The sequence below is a fragment of the Aurantimicrobium sp. genome (assembly GCF_036667855.1).
In the GTDB taxonomy this organism is placed as follows: domain Bacteria; phylum Actinomycetota; class Actinomycetes; order Actinomycetales; family Microbacteriaceae; genus Aurantimicrobium.
Genome location: NZ_JAVWTF010000015.1, coordinates 1 through 23327 on the forward strand (window position 1 = coordinate 1; position 23327 = coordinate 23327).

The following is a 23327-nucleotide window of genomic DNA, read 5'->3' on the forward strand; positions in this document are numbered from 1 at the left end:
ATCACACCCTGAGTTAGTGCCTTGCTGGGAAGTGTCCTAACGATTTGCTCTGAAATGAGTCCCGAAACCTGAACAATGGCTTTGTTTGCAGCTTGAACTCCAAACATAACCCCGACAAATAGCGCAAGGATGCCCTTAGTGGCATCGTCTGGTTCATCAGTATCTGAAAAAAGGCTTGGCCAGCTATATAGGTATGCGAGCTTCTGAGTAATCCGCAAAATATGACCCATGTATTGGGCTACATCAAGGGGAATCGTTCCAAGCATTGCGAAGCCACCAGGAATCCCAGCAACGACAGAAATTGTGCTAACTCGAGTGGTTTCCCATTTGATCGCTTCATCTGCGAGTCTGTTGATGATGTCTTGTGAGATACCAGCTGCTGCGGGGCTCTCCGCTATTGCGATCGTGATTTGGTCTTCAGTGCAAAAGTGATTCAACGCACTTCGTAGGAATTCACTTCGATCGATCCGGACCCCAGGTAATTTTGCAGCTGAAACCAGTGCGTTTTCGAAATTTATGCCTTGTCGCTTTTCTAGATTCCCCATTTGGCAATTCTAGGGAAATAGATAAATTTCAGAAAATATTGAATTAGCTAAATTGCCACGACCGCTTGGAGAGGCCATACCAAAAGCCCTCAATTGCGCTGGTGTTGTCCAAACCAGTGCCCAGAGCAGCGCCGAGAGAAACATAGAGCGGAGCCCAGTGCTCAATGCGAGGGTGTGCTTCGTGGGCAGCAGGTGCCTTATCCCAGAAGTTGAGTAAGGCGTCAATGTCCTTGTTCTGCAGGGCTTCGTCAGCCCAGTGGTCGAACTCGGCTGAAGCCTGTGGAGGTTCACCATCTGGACCCGCACCTGGGTTGAACCAGCGCAGGTTGTGGGTGGTGAAGCCCGAGCCCACAATCAAGGTTCCTGCATCGCGCAGAGGAGCAAGCTTGCGACCCATCTCGAACAGATCAACCGGGTTCAAGCTGGGCAGGGACAACTGCAGAACAGGAATATCTGCGTCCGGATACATCTGGGTCAACGGAACATAAGCACCGTGATCCAGGCCGCGGCCGTGGTCTTGCTGAACAACAGGGCCTAGAACACCGAGCACATCAGCTGCCAGCTCTGTAGCTGCAGGGGTGTTGTATTGCATTTCGTAGTACTTGCTAGGGAAACCATAAAAGTCATAGACCAGCCCGGTGTTCTCACGGGTGGAGCTGATGGTGGCGGGAGCTTCTTCCCAGTGAGCAGAGACCATGAGGATCTGCTTGGGCTTCTCTATCGCTTGACCCCAGCTAGCAAGTTCGCTGGACCAGCGAGCGTCATCGACCAACATCGGAGCACCGTGGCTCATAAACAGCACAGGCTGGGTGGTCTCGCTCATCGGTATCCCCTTATCTGAACCACTCTGTGGGGCTCACTTGAGTGAATGCGTCAGCGTTCGGATTTATTCCGCCGGATTATTTGAAAATAATCGTGCGCTGACCATCGCGCAGGATGCGGTCCTCGGCAAACCACTTGACCGCTTGGGTCAGAGTGCGACTTTCTTCGTCCTGACCAATGGCAACCAGTTCCTCAGGAGAACGAGAGTGATCCACACGGACCACGTTCTGCTCAATAATCGGACCTTCATCCAGGTCACTGGTGACAAAGTGAGCGGTGGCACCGATGAGCTTCACGCCACGAGAGTGCGCCTGCTTGTAGGGGTTGGCACCCTTGAAGCCGGGCAGGAAGCTGTGGTGAATGTTGATGATCTTGCCCTCAAGCTTCTTACACAGCTCCGGTGAGAGTACCTGCATGTAACGGGCAAGAACGACCAGTTCGACGTCGTTCTCTTCCACGACCTCGAGCAGACGCTTCTCAAAAGCTGCCTTCTGCTCAGGTGTGGTCACGGGCATGGACTCAAAAGGAATGCCATAGAAGCCAGCAAGGGAGCTGAGCTCATCGTGGTTCGACAGTACGAGAGGAATCTCAACAGGCAACTGTCCAGCACGCTGGCGGAACAGGATGTCGTTGAGGCAGTGGGCTGCCTTGGTGGCGAGGACAAGGGTGCGCAGGGGGCGTCCGACCACGTCGAGTCGCCATTCCATGTCATAGGTTGAAATAACAGGTTGCAGTGCAAGCTCGAATTCTTCGCGGCTAGCGGTGGTCTCCACCTGCAGACGCATGAAGAAAGTTCCAGTGTCATCACTGGAGAACTGCTGGCTCTCGGTGATGTTTCCGTTGGCTGCAACAATGGCGCCACTCACCGCGTGGACGATGCCGGGTTTATCGGCACAAACAAAGGTGAGTACCCAGTGCGTTGCTTCAGACATGTATCAAGATTATTGCCTTCAGGCTTGGTAGACTGACACAGTCGCAACTGGCGTTGAGATGGGTATCCATCAGGGAGCGATATGAGATCGGATCTGGCCGAACGCCTGGGCTAAGAACGAGAAAAACCTGTTCCGGGTTTTACCCGGTCTACCCCTAGGAGCCCACTGTGTCTTCAGATAACACCTTCAACGCCCCTCTCTCCGAGGTTGACCCCGAGATTGCTGCAGTTCTGCAGAACGAACTCGGTCGCCAGCGCGACTTCCTCGAGATGATTGCTTCCGAGAACTTCGTTCCTCGTGCAGTGCTCGAATCTCAGGGTTCGGTTCTCACCAACAAGTACGCGGAAGGGTACCCCGGCAAGCGTTACTACGGCGGTTGCGAATTCGTTGACGTGGCAGAAAGCCTCGCCATCGAGCGCGCAAAGAAGCTTTTCGGTGCTGCTTACGCCAACGTTCAGCCTCACTCGGGTGCAACGGCTAACGCTGCAGTACTGCACGCCATTGCTCAGCCTGGCGACACCATCCTCGGTCTTGAGCTTGCTCACGGTGGTCACCTCACCCACGGTATGAAGCTCAACTTCTCCGGCAAGGTCTACAACCCTGTTGCTTACGGTGTTGACCCTGAAACTTTCCTCGTCGACATGGATGTTGTGCGCAAGCTCGCTCACGAACACAAGCCCGCCGTCATCATTGCGGGTTGGTCGGCATACCCTCGTCAGCTCGACTTCGCTGCGTTCCGTGAAATCGCAGATGAGGTTGGCGCCAAGCTCTGGGTCGACATGGCTCACTTCGCAGGTCTGGTTGCAGCTGGTCTGCACCCCAACCCCGTGCCTTTCGCTGACGTGGTCTCCACCACTGTTCACAAGACTCTTGCTGGTCCTCGCTCCGGTCTGATCCTCAGCCGTGACGAAGAACTGGCCAAGAAGCTCAACTCCGCCGTGTTCCCCGGACAGCAGGGTGGTCCCCTCATGCATGTCATCGCAGCGAAGGCAACCGCCTTCAAGCTCGCGATGGAGCCAGAGTTCAAGGACCGCCAGCAGCGCACACTTCGTGGTGCACAGATCATTGCTGATCGCCTGACTCAGCCTGACATGAAGGCTGCTGGCGTTGATGTGCTCACCGGTGGCACCGAAGTTCACTTGGTACTTGTTGACCTGCGTAACTCTCCTTTGGATGGCCAGCAGGCTGAAGACGTGCTGCACGAGTCCGGCATCACCGTGAACCGTAACTCGGTACCGTTCGACCCACGTCCACCCATGGTCACCTCGGGTCTGCGTATTGGTACTCCAGCATTGGCAACTCGTGGCTTCGGCGACGCAGAGTTCACCGAGGTTGCAGATGTCATCGCTGAGGCCCTCAAGCCCGGTGCTGATGTTTCTGCTCTTAAGGCTCGCGTCAAGGTTCTCACCGAGAACTTCCCCCTGTACCCAGGCCTCGAGCAGTGGTAGCAATCACTCTCGACGGCATCGCAACTGCGACTGCCGTCAAGGGTGAACTCGCTGGCCGCATTGCAGCACTCAAAGCCAAGGGAATCACCCCTGGACTGGGAACGCTGTTGGTTGGCGACGACCCTGGATCGCGTTCCTATGTCGCGGGCAAGCACCGTGACTGTGCAGAGGTGGGCATTGAGTCCATCCGGGTAGACCTCCCAGCAACAGCCACACAGGCTGATGTTGAGGAAGCAATCAAGAAACTCAATGCAGACCCTGCTGTCACCGGTTACATCGTGCAGCTCCCCTTGCCTAAGGGCTTAGATGAGCATGCAGCTCTTGAGCTGATTGATCCTGCAAAGGATGCAGATGGTCTCCACCCCATGAACTTGGGACGGCTGGTCATGGGTATTGAAGGAGAACTGGCTTCGCCACTTCCCTGCACCCCTGCCGGGATTGTGGAGCTGTTGCAGCGCTATGACGTGCCGCTCTCGGGCAAGCACGTCACCGTGGTGGGCCGCGGTTTGACCGTGGGACGTCCATTGGGACTTCTGCTCACCCGCAAGGGCATTGATGCCACGGTCACGTTGACACATTCACGCACCGTCAACATCGAAGACGACATTCGTCGCGCTGATGTTGTAGTTGCTGCCGTGGGTGTGCCCCACTTCATTAAGCCTGAGTGGGTCAAGCCTGGTGCTGCAGTTCTGGATGTGGGTATTACTCGCGTGGAGAATGCTGAGACAGGCAAGGCCAAGCTCACTGGTGACGTGGACCCCGCAGTTGCTGAGGTTGCTGGCTACTTCTCACCCAACCCGGGTGGAGTGGGTCCGATGACACGAGCGATGCTCTTAGCCAATGTGGTCAAGGCTGCGGAGCTCGACGCCCTATAAAACGGCAGTTGTGCTCCCCGAGTTGCGGAGGCATAGGGTTTTCCCTGCATTTAGTGCTTCAACTCGGCTGATTTGCCTAGAGCTTTAAGAGGTGAACATAGAGTTTTTCCATGAAGCTCTTTTCGATGCCAGCCCACCACAGCGGGGGAACTATCGCTGTGGTGGCTGGCGTCATTGCAACTATTGTTGTGGGTTCTCTCGGGTTTGTATTTTCGCAGTCCCCTGATCTAAAGGTTCAGCAACACGCAACCTCGAGCGGAGCCACCGCAACTGCTGCGCCTACTCAATCCCAGAAACCCACCGCAACACCATCAGTTGAGAACAAGTCGGGTGAGGAGCAATCACCTCAACAACTTGAACAGAATCAAACACGACCATCTGTTCGCTCCAATGGGGCAGTGAGTTCACCACAAAGTTCCGCTTCTTCGGGTGCTTCAACCCCTAGCCAGTCCAGCTCACAGGTGGTTGCTCCTAGTATTTCTCCCTTGAGCAACGCATACCAAGTAGCTTGCGACACGAGTTGTGACCTTCCGGGCCTATTAACGTATTCAGAACCATTTCCGGAAGCAACTGGAACAGGGCCATTGACCTACTCAATGACAGGACTCCCCACAGGAGCTAGTTTTAACGCTGTAACTCGAAGGATTGAATTCCACAGTGCGACGTACATAATCGCTTATGGAGCTCAATTGTGGGTGTTACCTCTCAGTTACACCGTGACAGGGCCAGGTGGCAGCATGACGAGGACCTGTGATGTTATTTTTTCCGTCGGTACCATACCACCGATTTTAAATGGGGGTGACCCAAGTTTTAGCGAGAACTAGTGTTACCCGTAATACATCCCGCTAAAGCTTGGTGAGAATGTGAAGTTTGTTTTCTTTTTATCAAAACTGAGCAAACGCGCCTATGTGTTGATTGGCTGTGGCGCCGTAGCCCTTGTCATTGCAGGAACTTTTCTTGTCGCAGTGTCCGAATCCTCACGGGCTGGTGTTGAATCAGCTGGAATTGGAGTATCGAGCTCTTCTAGAGATAAGTCGACTCAATCAGGAGAGACAACTGACAAAGATTCGAAACAGCTACCTTCTTCTGCAAGTCCGAGTGCTGGTAAAAGTTCCACGAAGAAAACGTCATCACCGTCACCATCCTCTTCGACTTCTAGGAATGGGAATACCATTGATGGGAGTTCGGCGACTGTGCAGCCGCCTTCTTTCGTGAATCCAAATACGTATTACAACGCCAATTGCAATGCCGGCTGTGCCGGCCAGACGTTTTATACGAATTCATTACCTGAGGCAGTAGGAACAGGACCTTTTACTTATTCTGTCTCTGGTATCCCTGCAGGAGTTTCTTTCGATCCAGGTTCCCGGGAACTAATAGTCAACGCGAACGATTTTTGGAGCCTGAATGCGTGTTCGCAGACCCAAGGAACTGTTTGGATAACGGGACCCTTTTATTACACTGCTTCTGGTCCAGGCGGAAGTTCTACGCTGGAAATGGCAATGAACTTTGCAATGTATATCGAAGATGAATCTCGCTGTAGAACAGATCTGTGGCAGTGGTATCCATCCCCGGGCTAGAGAAGATAGACCAATAGTCTGAGGCTTTCCTCTTCACTCATCTACGGTTTCCACGTCAACTCAAATCGTGAACCCGAGAGGTAATGCGCAGGGGTCAAGGACCACTCCGAATGAGGTAATGCTGTGAAAAAGTAGCTGCCCAAACCTGCTGATCCCTGCCGAGGGCCCACTCCGTCATCTTCAACAACGAGAGTGACAACTTCTTCGTTATAACTCAAAGTGACAAGAACGTTTTGGGCTAGACCATGGCGAAGTGAATTTGCAAGAGCTTCGGTTAGAACATCTGATACCGTATTCAGCTGTGTGATGGGCAGAGTCTCAGAGAGCACATCAGCTCCGCTGACCTCAATGTTGAGAACGGGTTCCCAGGCATTAAGGACGGGGGAAATCCAAAGATGCTTGTGGGTTTCGGTCAGTACATGTGATTCTGCCGAAAGTAGTCCTCGAAGATACTTCTCAATATCGGCACAAGCTTGTTCGGTGAGCTTGTTCTTATTTTCCAGGCTTAACCCTTTACTAGTTAGTTTTTTTCTAAGTTGCACCGAATGAGAGAGAAACACGTTTTGAACTTGTGAGTGAAGCAGTTGTGCAAGTTCTCTGTCAGAACGAAGTCGCTCTACCTTTTCCAATGTCATGATTCCCATATCTGGATCCAGTCGTAACAGATCTTGGTGTATTTCGTGATGTTTCTTTACAGCGAGGTTGAACACCCCTGTGGCAAGTATCAGAGTGAGCAAGCTCAGAAATATGGAAATGCTGGCTTGAATAGGGAGCAGGGTTGGGATTTCCCCAAAGATCGCAGTGGTCATCAACATGATGAGTGCTGTCAAGACGACAACTGAACTGAAATACACGGCAATGCCCCAGCGCAGACCGAACTGAGGGAGAGACTTCACTCCCCGGATAACCAGAGCAATAATGCTGAGTTGAAGAATGAGCGCAAGAATGCCCTGCATATACCCATAACCAAACAAAATTGCTGGTCCAACTACTACTACATAACCCAACAAAATGGGCAACAACACAAAGTTCAGTTCTGCCAAACTGACGGAAACAAGGTTACTGAGAGTGAACTCTGGAAGACGCTCTTGTTCTCTGCGCCAAATGCGATGACTCAGCGGGCGGATTTCTTGCTGTTGAATAAAGTCAAGCAGATCAGGCAACTTGTCTGGCTGATTGTGGACTGTGGCAAGTTTGGACAAGCTTGTATAGACGAAGCTCTGAAGCTCAGGAGAAACGGCAGTACTGGTTTCTAGAGAGCTACTAACTTGTTCACTTGTTTCTTTCGCAGCAGAACTGGTTTGTGCAACTTCTACTCGAATTAATTCTGTAATCAGAATTTCGCGTTCAGAACGGTACAGCTCGAGTTGCGTTAAACAAAGCGGAATGACCACAACGAGACCTATGCCTAAAGCCGTTGAGGCAATGAGACGTCCGACGATATTCTCTTGTTGCGTCTCTATAACAATGCTGCTGAGGAGCACGGTTACAATCACTTTTGAAATTCCGAGGAGTGCACCCCCAGCTATCACCGCCCAGACGGGAGTACCAGGAGTGAGATTGTGACGAGACCTACGCCAGAATGTGGCCGCGAATAGAAGCACTTCTGCCGCGCATAACGCCAGAGCGACAGCATTAATCCACAACAGGTTCGCTATTTCAAGCCAACTGCCATCTGCAGGAGTACTGAACACAGAACCAAAAAGCCATAAAGGCAGGAGCCAAATATAAGCCGGGTAGTAGGTTAGCCAGCGACTACCAACCGCATGAGTGAAATCAAGTTTCAGAGGGTTCGGTGTCAAGATTGACCCCCATCGCGCGGAAATACACTCGGGCAATGTGAACTCGCTGGTTGTGTGCAGCATCTTTCTCGAGTGAAAGTTTTGTAGCTAGCCGGCTAATCGTTCCTTCAATAGCTTTTTCCGAAACTCCCCGTCTTCGAGCGATTTCTGTGTTGGAGAGACCTTCGGCAACGAGCTTCAAAATGGAAAGTTGATTCTCACTCAGTTTGGTGCCGAAGGCATCTGGATTCTTGCGGCCGAGGAGCTTGTTTGATCCCGGAGCCGCACCGAGAGCTTCGATGACGGCTGTGATATCTGTAATGTCGCGCTTGAGGAGGTACTTAGTCCCTGCCGGGATGAAGTCTGGGTTTTCGCCGAGCAATCGAGGATCGTCATAACTTGTTAGGAGGACAATCCCGATCTTGGCATCGAGCGCTCTGAGTTGCCTCGCCAAATCTAGCCCGGTTGGCCCAGCCCCGAGGTGGAGATCAATCAGGGCAGCTTGGGGGATGTATTTTTTTGCGAGCATAATTGCTTCGTTGATGCTTGCCGCGGTGTGCACGCGGCGTAAACCGGCAGCTTTGAGACTAGATGCCAAGGTGATACGAGTGAGGTTATCGTCCTCTACAACTAACACATCTCTATCCACCATCACAGTATTACTGAGTTAGGTACTGAGGTGAAGCGAAATACATAGGGAAAACCCTACAAAATATGAGGGAGTGTTCTGGCTTACCGCATTCGCATAAACTTTGAACCCCCAACAGCTTTGATCACCGTTGGTCTGATTGGAACTGTTTCCTACGCGGTAACACCAACTCTCCCTCAAGGGTTATCGCTCAATACCTCCACAGGGGTCATTACGGGCACGACTCAAGCGACTCGCGAACTCAGATCTCCAGGGCTCACGCCCCACAAATCGTGAGTTCGAGCTGAACCCCTTTGTTTTCATTGTTCTTGCCCACAACGCTTCAGAGAAAGACCAGTCCAGCTTGGCTGCCGTGGTTTGGCTAGTGAAATATCCTACGAACCTTGAAACCAAGCAACAAACACCCGAGTGTCAGCATGATCCAGACAATCTGGAGCAGTGATTCAGTCTGAGTTCCAGTTTGGGCAAGAGTGGAAGCAGGAGTGGTCACTGGAGATGGCGTAATGGAGGGAGAGCCTTGTACTGCAACCCCTGTTACGGAAATCTGGAATTCAATGGGAATATAGGCAAAGCTGTCCGGAATAAATAGGACCAAGGCGATCTGGTTTCCGAGAGCAACGGGTGTTGACGGAGAAGCAAAGACAAAGGTTCCTGGCACAGAGGCCCCTCCAGTGAGGGTAGAGCTTCCAATCGTTTGGCCTACAGTTACCGCAGAAGCCGTGGGGAACGAAGTCACTGATATTTGCGCTGAGGGCAAAATGCTTGAGCTAAAAGAAAATGTCCAACCATCTAATAACGTGAAATCTTCAACAGCACCAGAGGCTGCCTGATAAATGGAACGACCAGTCGCTCCAAAATGCACATTTTGTTGATGTGGCTTGTACCACCATAAATAAACTAATTTGCTCAAATTATGTGCCGAGATAACGCTGGTGCTGAAGATGTTTTGAGCAGATTGTAGGTTTCTGATGTCCCACGAGCTGAGATCGCGGTTGAATGCAAATGTTCTGGAAAACATGTAGTCCATGTTTGTCACATTTGATGTGTCCCAAGATGAAATGTCTTGATTGAAATTTGGTGCCGAGAAAAACATCCCGCCCATATTGGTCACATTATGTGTGTTCCATTGAGTTACTTCCGGCGGATTCGAATCCGATTCAGAAAATGCATATCTCAGATCGGTGACCGTCGCAGGAAGATAGTTGGGCACAGAGGTAAGACCATCACAATCGTTGAAAGCTGCATTTAAACTAAACAAGGTCAAGTCGCCCCATGATTGAACCGTGCGAAGTTCTTCACTTCCCTGCCACGACCAAGCCCCAAATCCCACGATGGGGAATTGGGGGTCTTCTGTAATTGAAACTGTTACTGTGCGCGTGCTGCCGCTATAAGTATGAGTAAAACTGTTGTTGGAGACGTTATCTCCCCAGTCCACACTGGGTGATCCAGAGGTAGTGAGTGGAAGGGTAATTGTTGTTCCATTTGTCACCTCAAAGGTGAGCACCATGGGTGCGTTCCCTGTGGCGTGTGCAGGTGAAACAGCACCACTAATAGAAACCACACTCAGCACGCCGGCGAGAGTCACCATACTCAAGAGCTTTTTGAAAGTCACGACGATCTCCAGACACGTTTTGTTGATTCAACGTATTTAGTATCACCGAATGGAATTCATCCCAGATGACCCAGGCGTGGGGAAAACCCTAGATATCGGGGCTATGTTTGCGAATCAATAGTCAGCCAGTATTTCAATAGCTCCAGTAGACCCCACAGATAAAGTGATGTGTGTAGAGCTAGCCATACAAAAATCTCTTGTGAGGATTAATCTTCAACTAGAGAGATGCTGTGCCCTTCAGCCTTGTAGATCTTAAGGCGCTTGCGGTAGTTCGCTGCGTTGTTGCGCACGCCTTCTTGCTCTTCTGGAGTAAGTTCTCTGAGAACCTTCGCAGGAACCCCTGCCACCAGTGAGCCGGGAGGAACAATCATTCCTTCCAGCACCAAGGCGCCGGCAGCAACAAGAGAACCCTTGCCGATTACGGCGCCATTCATCACGGTGGCATGCATGCCGATGAGGCAGTCATCTTCCACGGTGCAGCCGTGGATCACGGCGTTGTGTCCGACGGAGACGTTCTTGCCCAGGGTGAGGGGGTAGCCGGTGTCGACGTGGCCACTGACGTTGTCTTGAATGTTGGAGCCCTCACCGATCACGATCGGTTCGTAGTCACCACGCAGGACTGCGTTGAACCAGATGCCCACATTGGCGTGCAGGGTGACATCGCCGGCCAGGCGTGCGCCTGGTGCGATGTAGCACGAGTCATCCACGCTAGGGGTTCCATAGGTGGGTACCGAAATGATCTGGGGTGAATCCTGAGAAGGCATGCTCTCAGCCTAGAACTCGCAATACGAAATCTGATATCTGAATCTCGCCATGTCTGTGTGCACACAGGAACTGCCGGTACTCTGTCCACATGAAGTTCATCGAAGCACTGAAAAACTGGTGGAACAACGCATCCCGAAGTTTAAGGTGGGTCGCCCAGGGAGCAGCCAGCATGGTTGTCGTCAGTATCGTTGTGACCTCCGTGATGGTTGCCTCCGCAGAATCAACTCCTGAAACCTCAGAGGCATCGCTGATTCTTCAATCAGAAATACCAACTCCTCCAGCTTCTCGTTCAGCTACACCCTCGCCCTCAAGCACCCCAACACCATCTGTGTCTGTCCCTGATAGTGAAAGCATTGCTGCGCCTCAGGCACCCAGAGCTGGTTCAAGTGTCGCTCCGCAAGTGAATAATGGCCCGATCGCGCCGGTATTTGAGCCTGTGGCTTTCGCGGCTTCGCAATACGGAATTGGGACGAACTTTGACACCGGGACTAATAACCCTTTCCCTAGCGGTGTCATCTACGCAAGTCAGCCATTCCCATTAGCAAATGGAACCGGCCCCATCAGTTATTCAGTAGCTGGTCTCCCTAGCGGAGCAGGGTTTGATTCAGGTTCACGTACCGTATTTATCGACTCTGCTGTCTTTTTCCCAGCGAATCAGGTGGCTTATCCAAATCCAAGCTGTCCTTCAAGTATTTTTTACAGGGTGAGGCTGTCAACAACAGTGCAGTACACCGCAACAGGCCCGGGCGGCAGTGCCACAATCAGTGTCCCCATACAGTTCGGGCAATTTACTTCAGGTGCAGGGATGTTCCACTTCGGTTGCTAAATCTCCAGTCAGCTTCTCAGCACTATCGCCTGGGTGCAGGAGGAAGTTTGGGTCCAATTTCCGGTGCGCGGCGAGCATACGCCTTTTCGGCATTGGTGGTTTGCCACTTCCGCAGAGCTCGCCACCAGGCTGCACTCTTGTGCTTCCATGCTGTGCGGAGCTCTTTGTTCCAGAGTTCCAGCACCGCAGCATCATTGAATGACTGCACGGAGTCGATAGCAGCCTTGCGCATGGCAAGGACCTTCTCGGCAGGCAGCGACTGTAGACGCACAATGGCTGCTGCCATGGCATCTGTGTCTCCGTCGGGGATGAGGAAACCATTGACCCCGTCCACAATGATGTCGCTGGGGCCATACGGGATATCAAAGGAAATTGGAATACAGCCAGCTGCCATGCCCTCCAGTAGAACCAGAGGAGTTCCTTCAGTTTCTGAGGTAATCAGAATGAAGCTCGCTGTCTTGGTCTCACCCAAAGCAGTGGTGCTATAGCCGTGAAGGGTGGTGAAAGCAGAGGAGGAGTGGGTGGCAATGGTCGCCTCAACCTTGGGCCTGGTTTCACCCTCACCATAGACATCGAGGTGAATCGGAGAAGTCGCGTGTGCTTTACTTGCCGCTTCAATCGCGAGGTGCACACGCTTACGAGGTACAAACGCTGCCACCACAATGCCGCGGTCCACTGGACGTTCGAGCGTGATGGAGCTGGGGTCAGGCAGTGGCACCGAGTTAGGGATAACTACCAAGTTGGGGCTGGTACCGACGATGTCGGTGACATCTTTACGCTGACGTTTGGTCAGCGTTGCCACCAGGTCAAAGGCGGGAAGCTGCGCGATGCTCTTGCTGCGGGCCTCGGTCAAGATGGGGCGACCATCAGAAGTGACCCCCTCCACGTGAGCACCCTGGATCACGTGCACGGTCAGTGCGTTGCGGCGACGGTATTTCAAGAACATGTTCACCGCAGTTTTGCTATCCACGATGTAAGTGGTGGGAGTCTTGCCATTCATGCGGTCAAGGGCCCAGTGATAGAAGTCGTTGGGGAACTTCCAGAGCTTGTAAGGATTACCCTCAACGTCACATAAGACGATGCGGCGTCCGCCACGGACTCCGCGCTCGCGGAAGTCCCGGCGGTCGCTGAGCATCAGAGTGCCATCTTCACGGAAGTGATCTACCTGCAGCACGGTTACGTCATCTGCGCCATAGCGGGTGCGAGAGATTTCCTTGCCACCACGGAAGGTTGATTCAAATGAGTCACTTTCAGTGATGGGGGTGAAATCTTTGGCAGCAGAAGTAGAGGCACCCGTCGTACGAGCAGGGAAGCTCTCACCCCTGAGCCAATCCCAGAGGTTGAGAATCGAGACATCGCCGAAAAGGCGGCCCATCTTGCGAAGCTCAACCTCAACCTGGTCATAGTCAGGGAAGTTGTCGAAGGTGAGGACAGTGACGTGACTAGCACCTGCCTGGCTCATGATTCCTGCACGGTGAAGCAAGGTCACGGTGAGGCCACCGGAGTCTGTGCGAATACCCCAGGTAACACTGACGTAGTTGGAGGAAGGCAGAACGGTTGAACTCACCTGCTCATGCTACTTGTTCCCCTTGAACAAACACCGGTAGGGCTGCTCTGTCAGAATGGGGATATGAAACGGGGAATCATTGCAGGGCTCTTAGCTCTTTCGGTTGGTCTGACGTTGAGTGCCTGCGCTCCCGAAGCGCCGGTGGCAAAGCCAGCCGTGACCAAGACCGTGAAGCCGACTCCCACGCCCACAGCACACCCCGGTATTGGGCCAGAGTGCCCCACCGATGACTGCTTCACCATCACCGCAACCGGAGACATGCTCTTCCACGCAGGACTGTGGAAGCCAGCAGTCATTCCTACCGATGCCTCCGGTCGTAACTATGACTTCATGCCGTTGCTGCAAGGGCAAAGTGCGTATCTGAACAAAGCAGACGTTGCGATCTGCCACCAAGAGACCCCGTTTACCCAGATCGGTCAAGAGCCCACGGGATACCCCATCTTTGCTACCCCCTGGGAGCTCGCCACCACCGAGAAGGCCATTGGCTATGACGCGTGTGACACCTCGAGTAATCACACCGTTGACCAAGGCCACGACGGTGTTGTGCGCACACTCGATGTGCTGGATCAGAATGGCCTCAAGCACACCGGTTCCTATCGCACTCCCGAGGAAGCAAACCAGGTCCTCATCATGGATACCCCTGCCGGCAGGGTGGCATTTATCTCTGCCACCTTCTCCGTCAATGGCAACTTCAACGAGTTCGACTGGCAAGTGAACTATCCGCTGGATCCAGACGTCATGATTGCCCGTGCTGCACAGGCACGTGCTGAGGGCGCCGATGTCGTCATCGGCGTTCAGCACGCAGGAACCGAATACTCCAACGAAGCTGATATTCAGCAGATCAACAATGCACACGCATTGATTGACAGTGGCCAGTTCGACATGGTTTATGGCCACCACCCTCATGCCATCCAGCCCATGGAGCTCTATAACGGCAAGTGGATTGTCTACTCCCTGGGCAACGGCATCAGTGAATCTTCTGGTGACTATCCCGTGAACAACGAATTCCTCATCATTCGGGCACAGTTCAGCAAGGCTGCAGATGGCGCCTGGTCGGTCAGTGACATGGCGTGGGCTCCTGCCACCAATAAGCAAGATGGTGTGTATCGCTGGTGCTCGGTGGCTTCGGATGCTCCACAAGGTGTCTGCCAATCACCTGAGTTCGATGCTGGTGTGCGCGAGCGCACCCGTGCCACGGTCAACGCCATGGGCGCTGAAGCTGCTGGTGCTCATGAGTGGCTTGTGACTCAGGATAGATAGCCGCATCACCACACATACCCTTTGTTACGGCTCGCGTCTGACCTCAGGTCTCATAAGAAACACTCAGGTTACGCTTAAGTACGAACTTTGTTCCCACACCCAATCATGAAATGAGAGTGTTATCTCGATGGCTCAGTCATCTTTTCTTTCCTCCCTCAAGAAGGCCTTCCGTTCAGGCGCAAAGCAGGCTGGTGCCACCGCTGCTGTAGTCGCTGACAAGGTAGAGGACGTCACCGCCGACGCAACTGTTGTTGCGAAGAAGGCAGCAACCACCACCAAGAAGGTCGCCACCACTGTCAAGAAGGACGCATCTAAGACTGCGGCTTCTGTTGGTAAGGATCTTGCTCACGCAGCTAACACCATCAAGAAGGATGCAGCGAAGACCACTGCAACCGTCAAGAAGACCGTTGCTGCCGCTAAGCCCGCTGCAAAGAAGGCTCCTGCGAAGGCAGCAGCCAAGCCCGCGGCTAAGCCAGCTGCAACCAAGGCTGCCCCCAAGGCCGCTGCTAAGACTGCTGCAAAGCCTGCAGCAAAGCCCGTAGCGAAGAAGGCTCCTGCTAAGGCAGCTGCACCTCAGGCAGCGGCAAAGCCCGCAGCTAAGAAGCCTGTAGCAAAGCCCGCCGTAGCTAAGGCAGCTCCAAAGGCCGCTGCTAAGCCTGCTGCAAAGGCACCTGCAAAGCCTGCTGCAAAGGCACCTGCAAAGCCTGCTGCTAAGCCAGTCGCTAAGGCTCCAGCAAAGAAGGCTCCTGCGAAAGCAGCTGCCAAGCCAGCTGCGAAGAAGCCTGCAGTAAAGAAGTAATTTGAGCCCAGCTCACAAGATGGCATCCCTTCGGGGATGCCATCTTTGTTTGCAGGGAATACTTTTCTCTGCGGGGGACTTATCCTCAGAGATAGCTGAATAAGGAGCACACGATGCCTGCTGTAACCGCTGATACCTTCACACTTTCCCACCTTGCACCTGCCGTTGGCCGTGCGCGTGCGGTGAAGTCAGTGACCAAGGGACCCCAGGCATTTGAAGGTGACGGTTTCCCGGTGACCCGTGCTTTTGCCGGGGTCTCCTACCAAGACATTGATCCCTTCATTCACATGGACCAGATGGGTGAAGTGGAATACGCACCCTATGAACCCCGTGGAACCTCATGGCACCCGCACCGTGGTTTTGAGACCTTCACCTACATGATCGATGGCACCTTCCAGCACCAGGACAACCACGGTGGTGGCGGCATCATTGAGAACGGTTCTACCCAATACATGACCGCAGGTTCTGGTGTGCTTCACATCGAGACTCCTCCAGACGAACTGGTGATGTCTGGTGGTTTCTTCCACGGTATTCAGCTCTGGATCAACCTGCCCGCTGCAAAGAAGATGACGGCACCGAACTATCAAAACCTTGCTGGTGGAGATGTTGAGCTGCTCTCCAGCCAAGATGGTGGTGCACTCATCCGCGTGATCGCCGGCGAGATTGATGGCCACGTTGGTCCTGGGAAGTCACAGACCCCGATGACCATTGCTCACGTCACCTTGGCTCCGGGAGCATCTGTCTCGATTCCGTGGAACCCTGAGTTCAATGCTCTTGCTTACACGCTTGCAGGTCAAGGCACTGTAGGCGAGGGTGAGCTCGGAGGTTCGGCAGCACCGATTGCTGCCGGAACCCTAGCTGTCATGGTTGATGGAGATCGAGTTGTTCTCACAGCTGACAAGGTTCAGGATGCACGCAATGGTGCACTGGATGTTCTGCTCCTCGGTGGCCAGCCCATCAACGAAACAGTAGTTGCCTATGGCCCCTTCGTGATGAACACTAAGGCAGAGGTTGTTCAGGCGCTCGAAGACTTCAATTACGGACGCTTTGGTCAGATTCCTGACGATGCTCTCCAGCCCTTCCACCACAGGCACTAACTTTCCTTCTCTAGGTTCTGGAATAGCCCCGTAGGCTTTCAGGCGAAAGGGGCAACATGACGCAAACTGATATTCACCCTCACCAGGTGAGCCGTTTGCTGCTTGTCTTGGCCGTGTTAGGGCCTGTGCAGTCGGTATTGGGCTGGAGCTTGTCGGCTGCTCTCTGGCCTGGCTATGACCCCATAGTCCAAACCATCAGTGAATTGGCATCACCAGAATCTCCTGTGAGATATCTCCAATCAAGTTTCTTTATCCTGGGCGCACTCATCGACATCGTTGTTGCTCTGAAATTCACGGTGATAGCTAAACCAGCTCGCGTGTTGTTTTTTCTGGGAGGGCTGGCAACGATTGGTCTCACGATTTTCCCCACCCCGTTGGTGGGAGTCTCTGAGCCTCACAGAGTGTTCGCCACGATTTCTTTCGTCATCTTTTCGATATGGCCCGTGTTTGGCATGCGGCTTGGTCGCGAATGGCCACCCATCGTTCGACCGCTTGCTTCCATTGTTGCGACGCTCGTGCTGGGAGCTATTGCAATCGGATTCTTGGCAATCTGGACGAATCCCGAAATCCAGACTGCAGGATTCTGGGAACGAGCCGTGACAACAAGTCAGGCCATTTACCCAGGCTTGGTGATATTCCTGTCTTGGCGGTTTTTGAAAAACCACAATCCCAGCTCTGTAACAAACATGGGTTAACGCAAAGAGTCCCTCACCAACAGGTGAGGGACTCTTTATCTGTAGGCCCCAAGGGGATCGAACCCTTGACCCTCGGATTAAAAGTCCGATGCTCTAACCAACTGAGCTAGAGGCCCGCCACACATCAAGTGCCCTTCTAGTTTAGAACAGAGCTGAGTGGTGCTTGTCACGTCTATTCGTTGAAGAGCGGTTATCGAAAGTGTATAGTTTTTAACTAAACGGAGTGACGATGACTGCCTATTTAGCAATGCCCACCGAACGTATCAAGACTGCTCGGCAACGCCGTGGCATCGGGGTGCGGGCTCTGGCGCGCATGGCAGGAGTTACTCCAGGCGCAGTTACCCAATGGGAGAAATCTGAGGGACAAGGCAAGCTCAGAGAGTCCACTTTGCGCCGGGTTTTAGCCGCAATGGATACCACCCTTGAAGCTGAATTCCCTACACCCACGCGTGCCCCTCTTACTAGAAGGGAAGATCGAGTTGCACTCGAACTGCACCGAGCGGTAGCAGCGAAGCTCGTGATGGATCCAGACGTAGTACTGTCCGTGGTTCCTGGGAATATTCGTTCTATGAGAGAACGTGTTCAAGGTAATGCTGCACAAGCAGGACTAGATAGATGGGAATTTCTTGTCGAGAATCGCCAGATAGGGGCGTTAGTCGATCAGATGCTCAGCACAGATTCACTCTCTGCTTCATTGCGACAAACGTCGCCTTTCATGGGTGTGCTCACCGCGCACGAACGCGAAGAAGCAATTGACCGCGCTGTTCGATGAAGAGGGCAGACCTCGAGTTAGCAATTTATACAGCTAGCCAGATCATCCGACAAGATTCAGTGCTCGTTATCGGATCTCAATCCATTTTGGGTAGTTATTCAGAGACTCAACTACCTGTTCGTGCAACGATGTCTCAAGAAGTCGACATCGCCCCTCTTGCGGATGATGAAATGGAAACCCTGGCAACCCGTATTGATGTTCTTGCTGGCGAATGGTCAGATTTTGACTACACGCATGGCTTCTACATCCAGGGTGTCAGCGTGAAAACCGCCTACCTCCCTAGGGGGTGGGAGATGCGTGTGATAACCGTTTCACCACCGGGCCATTCAGAGATAAAGGGACTTTGTCTAGAGCCGCATGATCTTTCTGCAGCGAAGCTTGCACGCAACGATCAGAAAGATCGTGAATTTGTTTCAGCATTAGTGCGTGCTGGACTCGTTTCTGCGGTCTTAGTCGGTGAAAGAATTTCCGCCATCTCAGACCAAAGGTTCTTGCCTGTTCAGAAGGAAGCTGCTCTCTCCTTCATTCGCAGTTTAGGAAACTAGTTCCAGCCCAGCTGATTAAACAGTTCATAGCTGGTGGGGTCATCTGGCAGGTACCAGTTGAAGCCTTCAAGCGCGAAGACTGCGACCAGGTTTGCCACCACAGTGAACAAGAAGATACCGATCACAATCCATGCCACCACACGACCAAACGTGGAGCTGGGGCGAACGGGCAAGAACTCGGTACCAAAGGTGAGCAAGACACCTGCGAATACCAACACAACAACAAAGCTGACCAGAGCCCAGGTGTAAAGGTGGAGGCCGAGAACGGCTCCGCCATAGCCGGGATCACCGGGCATGATGTGGAGCAGGATCTGGCGAATAGACATGGCAGCACCTAGTAGGGCTCCCAAGATGGCAAAGCCGAGACCAGTCATGAACCCTGAAGGTGAGAGCCTGCCTCTCAGCGAGTTCACCACGACGTACAGCGCACCTAACGAGGAGAGCATCATGCCCATGCGCTGGGTAATACACAGTGGGCAGGGATATTCACCCAGGCCGAACTGGAAATAGAACATGGCACCAGAGAGCACTCCGATATAGGCGAGCATGAAGCCAATCTGTGCCCAGAAGCCGAGCTTGCCCAACAGGATGTGGTGAGGCTTGGTGGGGGCAGGAACAACAACCCGGGTGTCACCGACAACAACAGTGGTGGTGGCATTTTCGCTCTGCAGCGCAGACACGTGAATCTCACTCATTAGAAGCTCAAATCCAGGGTGCTGGTGACGTGGTGCGCGAACAAGGCAGCCGTGGCCACGAAAGCAACGGAGTAGCCGAGTACGACGACCCAACGCTTCTTGACAAAAATGATGAGTAAGGCTGATACCAAGATCAGCGCGAAGACGATTGTGTCCATGACTTCACCCTAACCCGGGGGAGAATGAATACATGACCGCGCCTTACCGAAAGCCAGCACTCTTTGCTGGGCATGAGTTCAGTGCGTTCCAAGGCGGGGATGACCCCGCAGAGGTTTCTGCTATTGCGCATGACACGGCTCGTGCTTTGCTCTCGCGCGTTCGCGACGAAGCACACCCCGACATTGTCGAGAAGGTTGTCTCCTTTGCAGATGACAATGGCATCGACACTTTGGCTGAGTTGTGGTCTCGCTCCAGCGCACACTCTCTGCCCGGTGCGCTGTGGCGAATGTATTTGATTCGTGACTTGATCCGAGCCCAAGCCACACAGATGAGTGTGCTCTTCGGCCAAGGACTATCTGTGCTCAGCACAGCGGATGTCGTGGTCGCAGGTGCTCCGACCCCTGCAGGGCCAGATGAGATGGTGAACCTGGCGGACACCATCTTGCACGGTGCTTTCACGGGAGACTTCAGTGGTGCTCTGGATCGCTCAGCTGCGTTTTGCCGGATCGTTTCAGCTGGCTGCACGGCAGTGGCCAACGAGTCAGATGCGGCGCATCCAGAACGTGCCACCACCCTCACTCTGCAGGCATCCAGGCTTACTCAAACAGCTCATGAGCTGGCTGTGTGTGCTCGTTTGTGGCGTGACGGGGCGCTCGACTAATCTGGTCAGTGCCGGACCGTAGTAACCCCGGGCTCCAATATTCGCCGCTGCGAGCGGCCTTCCGCCGAGAGGCGTTCACTGCGGTTCGGCATTTTCATGCCCTGTGCAGATTTAGAGCTGAGAGTCGTGCGTCTCCACGGCAATGATGCCGGAGGAGGGGTGCGTTGAGCTCAGGTGCACAACCGTGAAAGACGCGGTGTCGAGCATGCTGGCTTCGTCGAGTGCCGCTGACCGTGGAGTACCGGTGGCGAGCGCAAGCTCACGAATCACGGCAGGAGCAACAGGTCCGTGAGTGCAGATAACTGTGCTCTTACGCTTACGTACAACCTGTCCCACGACATAGCGCACATCTGCTTTGCCGCTTTCAAAAGCGTCCTGGCTGATCTTGTTGGTGGACTTGACGTCCTTGCCCAGTGCCTTCGCAACGGGAGCAATGGTGGCTTTGCAGCGAGCAGCGGTGCTGGAGATGAAACGCTTGGGTTTCCACGCAGCAATGGTGCGCACGATGCCATGAGCCTGTGTCAAACCACGCTCGGTGAGGGGACGCGTTGCGTCCTCACCGCGCCAGTCTGACGGCGAGGTGGCCTTGCCGTGACGAAGCACAACAACGGCGAAGGTCTTGGTGACACCGTCTTTGACCAGTGCAGCAAAGTTGTCGAGGATTTCCTTGTCGGGCTCATAGCTGAGCTCGCCACGGGCAGAAGCCAGCGGGAGCCATTCGAGAGCAGCGACCTCATCGTTGGGAACAAACTTGGACTTCTGAATGGCCTTGGTGGTCACTTCGGCAGCCCAGTACTGCACAAACTTGTTCTTGCCGTTGGGCATGACGTATTCGGTTGCGCCGAGAGGAACACCGAGGGCAACCTTGATGCCGGTTTCTTCGCGGATCTCGCGCACCGCGGTCTGGGGAAGAGTTTCGCCCGGGTCAACCTTGCCCTTAGGCAGGGAAACGTCTTTGTGTTCGGTGCGGTGAATGACGAGAACGTGGACATCATCACCGATGATGCGCCAGAGCACAGCACCTGCTGCATACACAGTTGTGGGGCGGGCGGTGCTCATCGATGTCCTCCTGGGCGACGACGCTTACTGATGCTCTTCATCAGGTGATCTTGTAAATCGATGAGAGCGTTTCCTGTCGCGTCAACGGTGTGACGTGACCAGGAACCATCTGACTCTAGCCACCATGACGCCGTTGCGTCATCCATGGCCAGATTGAAGAGTTCATCCAACTCAGTGATGTGTTCTGTGTTGGGCAGTCGCACGAGAGCTTCCACGCGACGATCAAGGTTGCGGTGCATCATGTCGGCACTGCCGATGTAGACCTGAGGGTCTCCGGCGTTCTCAAAAATGAAGATACGAGAGTGCTCGAGGTAGCGGCCCAGGATGGAGCGAACACGGATGTTCTCGCTCAAACCAGGAACCCCAGCCTTGATTGAGCTGATGCCTCGAACCCAGACATCCACCTGAACGCCAGCTCGGCTGGCCAGATAGAGCGCATCGATGATTTTCTCGTCCACCATGGAGTTGATCTTGATGCGAATGCGGGCAGGCTTGCCTGCCTGGGCATTCCTGGTCTCCTGGTGGATGAGTTTGAGCAGTCCCTTACGCAGGTGCAGGGGAGCAACCAGTAGACGCTTGAACTTCTTCTCGATGGCGTAGCCAGAGAGCTCATTGAACAAGCGCGTGAGGTCTTTACCCACTTGAGGGTCAGCGGTGAGTAAACCGAAGTCTTCATAGAGTCGGCTGGTCTTGGGGTTGTAGTTTCCTGTGCCGATGTGGCTGTAGTGCTTGAGCTCGCCCTTTTCTTGGCGGATCACCAAGGCCAACTTGCAGTGGGTCTTCAGGCCCACCAAACCATAGACCACGTGAACGCCGGCCTTCTCGAGCTTGCGAGCCCAACTGATGTTGGCCTGCTCGTCAAAGCGGGCCTTAATCTCGACCAAAGCTAGGACTTGCTTGCCCGCTTCAGCCGCATTGATCAGTGCCTGAACAATCGGGCTGTCACCGCTGGTGCGATAGAGCGTCTGCTTGATAGCGAGCACATTGGGGTCTGCAGCTGCCTGCTCCAGGAATGATTGCACGCTCGTGGAGAACGATTCGTAGGGGTGGTGCAGGAGCACATCACCTCGGCGAATCGAAGCAAAGATGCTGCGGGGTTCGTTTGCTTCTGCTGTGGTGAGTGCCGCAGCAGTGGTGGGAACGTGGGGTGGGTAGTGCAGGTCAGGACGCTTGATGCCAGCAATCTCGAACAGACCACCTAAGTTCAAAGGCTCGGGTAGGCGATACACCTCTTGCTCAGTGATATCGAGTTCACGAATGAGCAGATCCAGTGTGGTGGGATCCATCTCTTCGCCCACCTCGAGGCGAATGGGGGGACCGAAGCGGCGCTTGAGGAGACCCTTTTCGAGGACCTGGATGAGGTCTTCTGTTTCGTCCTCATCGATCTGGACGTCTTCGTTGCGGGTCACACGGAAGGTGTGGTGCTCGAGAATCTCCATGCCAGGGAAGAGGTCTTGCAGCTGGTTCGCAATGAGATCTTCAAGGGCGATGTAGCGCAGGCTGGCCACGCCTTCACGGCTGTCTACGCGCACAAAGCGAGGCAGCATCTGTGGAACCTTGAGGCGAGCAAACTCCTCAGTTCCGGTCTTCGCGTTGCGCACGCGAATAGCGAGGTTGAGGGACAGACCAGAGATGTAAGGGAAGGGGTGTGCAGGGTCCACAGCCAGTGGCATCAGCACAGGGAAAATCTGGTCGGTGAAGTAGCGGTGCAGAATCTCGTGGTCTGCTTCATCGAGCGAACCCCAGGTGACTACCTGAATGCCTGCCTCGGAGAGGGCTGGCTTCACACTGTCGTGGTAGACCTTGGCATGGCGTAGCTGCAGTTCGTGGGCACGTGCAGAAATATCTGCGAGCACATCACCGGGTGCTCGGCCAATGTTGGTAGGCACAGCCAAACCGGTCATGATGCGGCGCTTGAGTCCTGCGACGCGCACCATAAAGAACTCGTCAAGGTTGCTGGCAAAGATGGCCAAGAAGTTGGCTCGTTCGAGCAGCGGGAGCTTCTCATCTTCAGCTAACTCCAGCACGCGCTGGTTGAACGCGAGCCAGCTCAGCTCTCGGTCAAGGAAGCGGTCGGCAGGCAAATCCGCAGAAGGCTTGAGGATGACTTCATCAAAGTCATCGTCGACGTCAGGGGCGTCGATATCTGTTTCGTGCGGAGCCATACATTCATACTGGCACGGGCA

General features: G+C 53.8%; 22 protein-coding genes, 1 tRNA gene, 1 pseudogene and 1 riboswitch. Of the genes and pseudogenes, 11 read left to right on the forward strand and 13 right to left on the reverse strand.

Features of this window, described 5'->3' with window-relative positions; genetic code table 11:
* From RR877_RS04700 to purU, 3 genes and pseudogenes are all read right to left on the reverse strand, one after another.
* Positions 1 to 545 (reverse strand): annotated as a pseudogene (locus RR877_RS04700) (hypothetical protein); the annotation flags it as partial.
* Between the two features lie 43 nt (positions 546 to 588).
* Positions 589 to 1368, reverse strand: coding sequence for a class III extradiol ring-cleavage dioxygenase (locus tag RR877_RS04705; RefSeq protein WP_332627758.1), 780 nt, complete (start codon positions 1366 to 1368; stop codon positions 589 to 591).
* A gap of 76 nt (positions 1369 to 1444) precedes the next feature.
* Positions 1445 to 2299, reverse strand: coding sequence for a formyltetrahydrofolate deformylase (purU, locus tag RR877_RS04710; RefSeq protein ID WP_110234468.1), 855 nt, complete (start codon positions 2297 to 2299; stop codon positions 1445 to 1447).
* Between the two features lie 33 nt (positions 2300 to 2332).
* A riboswitch (ZMP/ZTP riboswitch) is annotated at positions 2333 to 2417 on the forward strand.
* Between the two features lie 49 nt (positions 2418 to 2466).
* Between purU and glyA the strand changes: the two genes are divergently transcribed.
* The 3 genes from glyA to RR877_RS04725 all read left to right on the forward strand — a co-directional run bounded on the left by glyA (position 2467) and on the right by RR877_RS04725 (position 6199).
* Positions 2467 to 3747, forward strand: a complete 1281-nt coding sequence (gene glyA, locus RR877_RS04715) for a serine hydroxymethyltransferase (RefSeq protein WP_110234466.1) — start codon at positions 2467 to 2469, stop codon at positions 3745 to 3747.
* A complete protein-coding gene (locus RR877_RS04720; protein ID WP_332550917.1) occupies positions 3741 to 4622 on the forward strand; it encodes a bifunctional methylenetetrahydrofolate dehydrogenase/methenyltetrahydrofolate cyclohydrolase in 882 nt (293 codons plus the stop codon). Before glyA ends, RR877_RS04720 begins: the two co-directional genes overlap by 7 nt.
* Positions 4623 to 5485: 863 nt before the next feature.
* Positions 5486 to 6199 carry a hypothetical protein gene (locus tag RR877_RS04725; protein ID WP_332550919.1) on the forward strand — a complete coding sequence of 238 codons (714 nt, stop codon included), beginning with the start codon at positions 5486 to 5488 and terminating at the stop codon, positions 6197 to 6199.
* Between the two features lie 41 nt (positions 6200 to 6240).
* On the opposite strand, the gene RR877_RS04730 is transcribed toward RR877_RS04725, so the two are convergent.
* From RR877_RS04730 to RR877_RS04745, 4 genes are all read right to left on the reverse strand, one after another.
* Positions 6241 to 8001 carry a hypothetical protein gene (locus RR877_RS04730; RefSeq protein ID WP_332550920.1) on the reverse strand — a complete coding sequence of 587 codons (1761 nt, stop codon included), beginning with the start codon at positions 7999 to 8001 and terminating at the stop codon, positions 6241 to 6243.
* Entirely contained in the window at positions 7976 to 8617 is a 642-nt protein-coding gene (locus RR877_RS04735) for a response regulator transcription factor (RefSeq protein ID WP_277494713.1), read from the reverse strand. The genes RR877_RS04730 and RR877_RS04735 overlap by 26 nt, the downstream gene beginning before the upstream one ends.
* Positions 8618 to 8990: 373 nt before the next feature.
* Positions 8991 to 10241, reverse strand: coding sequence for a BspA family leucine-rich repeat surface protein (locus RR877_RS04740; protein ID WP_332550921.1), 1251 nt, complete (start codon positions 10239 to 10241; stop codon positions 8991 to 8993).
* A 206-nt stretch (positions 10242 to 10447) separates the two neighbouring features.
* Positions 10448 to 11005, reverse strand: a complete 558-nt coding sequence (locus tag RR877_RS04745; RefSeq protein ID WP_332550922.1) for a gamma carbonic anhydrase family protein — start codon at positions 11003 to 11005, stop codon at positions 10448 to 10450.
* Positions 11006 to 11094: 89 nt separating this feature from the next.
* On the opposite strand from RR877_RS04745, the gene RR877_RS04750 reads away from it, so the two are divergent.
* Positions 11095 to 11832, forward strand: coding sequence for a hypothetical protein (locus RR877_RS04750; RefSeq protein ID WP_277494717.1), 738 nt, complete (start codon positions 11095 to 11097; stop codon positions 11830 to 11832).
* A 22-nt stretch (positions 11833 to 11854) separates the two neighbouring features.
* Here RR877_RS04750 and RR877_RS04755 read toward each other — a convergent pair whose 3' ends face one another.
* A complete protein-coding gene (locus RR877_RS04755) occupies positions 11855 to 13399 on the reverse strand; it encodes a glycosyltransferase (protein ID WP_332550923.1) in 1545 nt (514 codons plus the stop codon).
* A 63-nt stretch (positions 13400 to 13462) separates the two neighbouring features.
* Between RR877_RS04755 and RR877_RS04760 the strand changes: the two genes are divergently transcribed.
* The 4 genes from RR877_RS04760 to RR877_RS04775 all read left to right on the forward strand — a co-directional run bounded on the left by RR877_RS04760 (position 13463) and on the right by RR877_RS04775 (position 17250).
* On the forward strand, positions 13463 to 14659 hold the full coding sequence (locus RR877_RS04760) for a CapA family protein (protein WP_332550924.1): 1197 nt from the start codon (positions 13463 to 13465) through the stop codon (positions 14657 to 14659).
* Between the two features lie 127 nt (positions 14660 to 14786).
* The gene (locus tag RR877_RS04765) at positions 14787 to 15458 is read left to right on the forward strand and encodes a hypothetical protein (protein WP_332550925.1); all 672 of its coding nucleotides are present in this window, start codon (positions 14787 to 14789) and stop codon (positions 15456 to 15458) included.
* A gap of 113 nt (positions 15459 to 15571) precedes the next feature.
* On the forward strand, positions 15572 to 16555 hold the full coding sequence (locus RR877_RS04770) for a pirin family protein (protein WP_332618885.1): 984 nt from the start codon (positions 15572 to 15574) through the stop codon (positions 16553 to 16555).
* A 56-nt stretch (positions 16556 to 16611) separates the two neighbouring features.
* Positions 16612 to 17250, forward strand: coding sequence for a DUF998 domain-containing protein (locus RR877_RS04775; RefSeq protein WP_332550927.1), 639 nt, complete (start codon positions 16612 to 16614; stop codon positions 17248 to 17250).
* Positions 17251 to 17292: 42 nt separating this feature from the next.
* Here the strand turns inward: RR877_RS04775 and RR877_RS04780 are convergent.
* Positions 17293 to 17366: transfer RNA gene (locus RR877_RS04780), tRNA-Lys, on the reverse strand.
* A 113-nt stretch (positions 17367 to 17479) separates the two neighbouring features.
* Here RR877_RS04780 and RR877_RS04785 point away from each other — a divergent pair.
* Both RR877_RS04785 and RR877_RS04790 read left to right on the forward strand, forming a co-directional pair.
* Positions 17480 to 18022: a helix-turn-helix transcriptional regulator gene (locus RR877_RS04785; protein ID WP_277494723.1), complete on the forward strand. Its 543-nt coding sequence runs from the start codon at positions 17480 to 17482 to the stop codon at positions 18020 to 18022.
* Positions 18019 to 18567 carry a DUF6036 family nucleotidyltransferase gene (locus RR877_RS04790; protein ID WP_332550928.1) on the forward strand — a complete coding sequence of 183 codons (549 nt, stop codon included), beginning with the start codon at positions 18019 to 18021 and terminating at the stop codon, positions 18565 to 18567. Before RR877_RS04785 ends, RR877_RS04790 begins: the two co-directional genes overlap by 4 nt.
* Here RR877_RS04790 and RR877_RS04795 read toward each other — a convergent pair.
* Both RR877_RS04795 and RR877_RS04800 read right to left on the reverse strand, forming a co-directional pair.
* Entirely contained in the window at positions 18564 to 19262 is a 699-nt protein-coding gene (locus tag RR877_RS04795) for a disulfide bond formation protein B (protein WP_332550929.1), read from the reverse strand. The genes RR877_RS04790 and RR877_RS04795 overlap by 4 nt on opposite strands.
* The gene (locus RR877_RS04800) at positions 19262 to 19420 is read right to left on the reverse strand and encodes a DUF5993 family protein (protein WP_332550930.1); all 159 of its coding nucleotides are present in this window, start codon (positions 19418 to 19420) and stop codon (positions 19262 to 19264) included. Before RR877_RS04800 ends, RR877_RS04795 begins: the two co-directional genes overlap by 1 nt.
* 32 nt (positions 19421 to 19452) lie before the next feature.
* Here RR877_RS04800 and RR877_RS04805 point away from each other — a divergent pair, with 32 nt between their 5' ends.
* Positions 19453 to 20082: a DNA-directed RNA polymerase subunit beta gene (locus RR877_RS04805; protein WP_332550931.1), complete on the forward strand. Its 630-nt coding sequence runs from the start codon at positions 19453 to 19455 to the stop codon at positions 20080 to 20082.
* 111 nt (positions 20083 to 20193) lie between these two features.
* On the opposite strand, the gene RR877_RS04810 is transcribed toward RR877_RS04805, so the two are convergent.
* On the reverse strand, positions 20194 to 21141 hold the full coding sequence (locus RR877_RS04810; RefSeq protein WP_332618882.1) for an NUDIX domain-containing protein: 948 nt from the start codon (positions 21139 to 21141) through the stop codon (positions 20194 to 20196).
* Positions 21138 to 23306 carry an RNA degradosome polyphosphate kinase gene (locus RR877_RS04815; protein WP_332618881.1) on the reverse strand — a complete coding sequence of 723 codons (2169 nt, stop codon included), beginning with the start codon at positions 23304 to 23306 and terminating at the stop codon, positions 21138 to 21140. The genes RR877_RS04810 and RR877_RS04815 overlap by 4 nt, the downstream gene beginning before the upstream one ends.
* Between the last annotated feature and the right edge of the window lie 21 nt (positions 23307 to 23327).

What these genes read in the sequence shown, in the direction of transcription:
- RR877_RS04770 (WP_332618885.1), top strand. Translation starts at nt 15,572, where the DNA reads ATGCCTGCTGTAACCGCTGATACCTTCACACTTTCCCACCTTGCACCT.
- RR877_RS04810 (WP_332618882.1), bottom strand. Translation starts at nt 21,141, where the DNA reads ATGAGCACCGCCCGCCCCACAACTGTGTATGCAGCAGGTGCTGTGCTC.
- RR877_RS04765 (WP_332550925.1), top strand. Translation starts at nt 14,787, where the DNA reads ATGGCTCAGTCATCTTTTCTTTCCTCCCTCAAGAAGGCCTTCCGTTCA.
- RR877_RS04805 (WP_332550931.1), top strand. Translation starts at nt 19,453, where the DNA reads ATGACCGCGCCTTACCGAAAGCCAGCACTCTTTGCTGGGCATGAGTTC.
- RR877_RS04800 (WP_332550930.1), bottom strand. Translation starts at nt 19,420, where the DNA reads ATGGACACAATCGTCTTCGCGCTGATCTTGGTATCAGCCTTACTCATC.
- purU (WP_110234468.1), bottom strand. Translation starts at nt 2,299, where the DNA reads ATGTCTGAAGCAACGCACTGGGTACTCACCTTTGTTTGTGCCGATAAA.
- RR877_RS04745 (WP_332550922.1), bottom strand. Translation starts at nt 11,005, where the DNA reads ATGCCTTCTCAGGATTCACCCCAGATCATTTCGGTACCCACCTATGGA.
- RR877_RS04760 (WP_332550924.1), top strand. Translation starts at nt 13,463, where the DNA reads ATGAAACGGGGAATCATTGCAGGGCTCTTAGCTCTTTCGGTTGGTCTG.
- RR877_RS04750 (WP_277494717.1), top strand. Translation starts at nt 11,095, where the DNA reads ATGAAGTTCATCGAAGCACTGAAAAACTGGTGGAACAACGCATCCCGA.
- RR877_RS04815 (WP_332618881.1), bottom strand. Translation starts at nt 23,306, where the DNA reads ATGGCTCCGCACGAAACAGATATCGACGCCCCTGACGTCGACGATGAC.
- RR877_RS04775 (WP_332550927.1), top strand. Translation starts at nt 16,612, where the DNA reads ATGACGCAAACTGATATTCACCCTCACCAGGTGAGCCGTTTGCTGCTT.
- RR877_RS04705 (WP_332627758.1), bottom strand. Translation starts at nt 1,368, where the DNA reads ATGAGCGAGACCACCCAGCCTGTGCTGTTTATGAGCCACGGTGCTCCG.
- RR877_RS04790 (WP_332550928.1), top strand. Translation starts at nt 18,019, where the DNA reads ATGAAGAGGGCAGACCTCGAGTTAGCAATTTATACAGCTAGCCAGATC.
- RR877_RS04795 (WP_332550929.1), bottom strand. Translation starts at nt 19,262, where the DNA reads ATGAGTGAGATTCACGTGTCTGCGCTGCAGAGCGAAAATGCCACCACC.
- RR877_RS04785 (WP_277494723.1), top strand. Translation starts at nt 17,480, where the DNA reads ATGACTGCCTATTTAGCAATGCCCACCGAACGTATCAAGACTGCTCGG.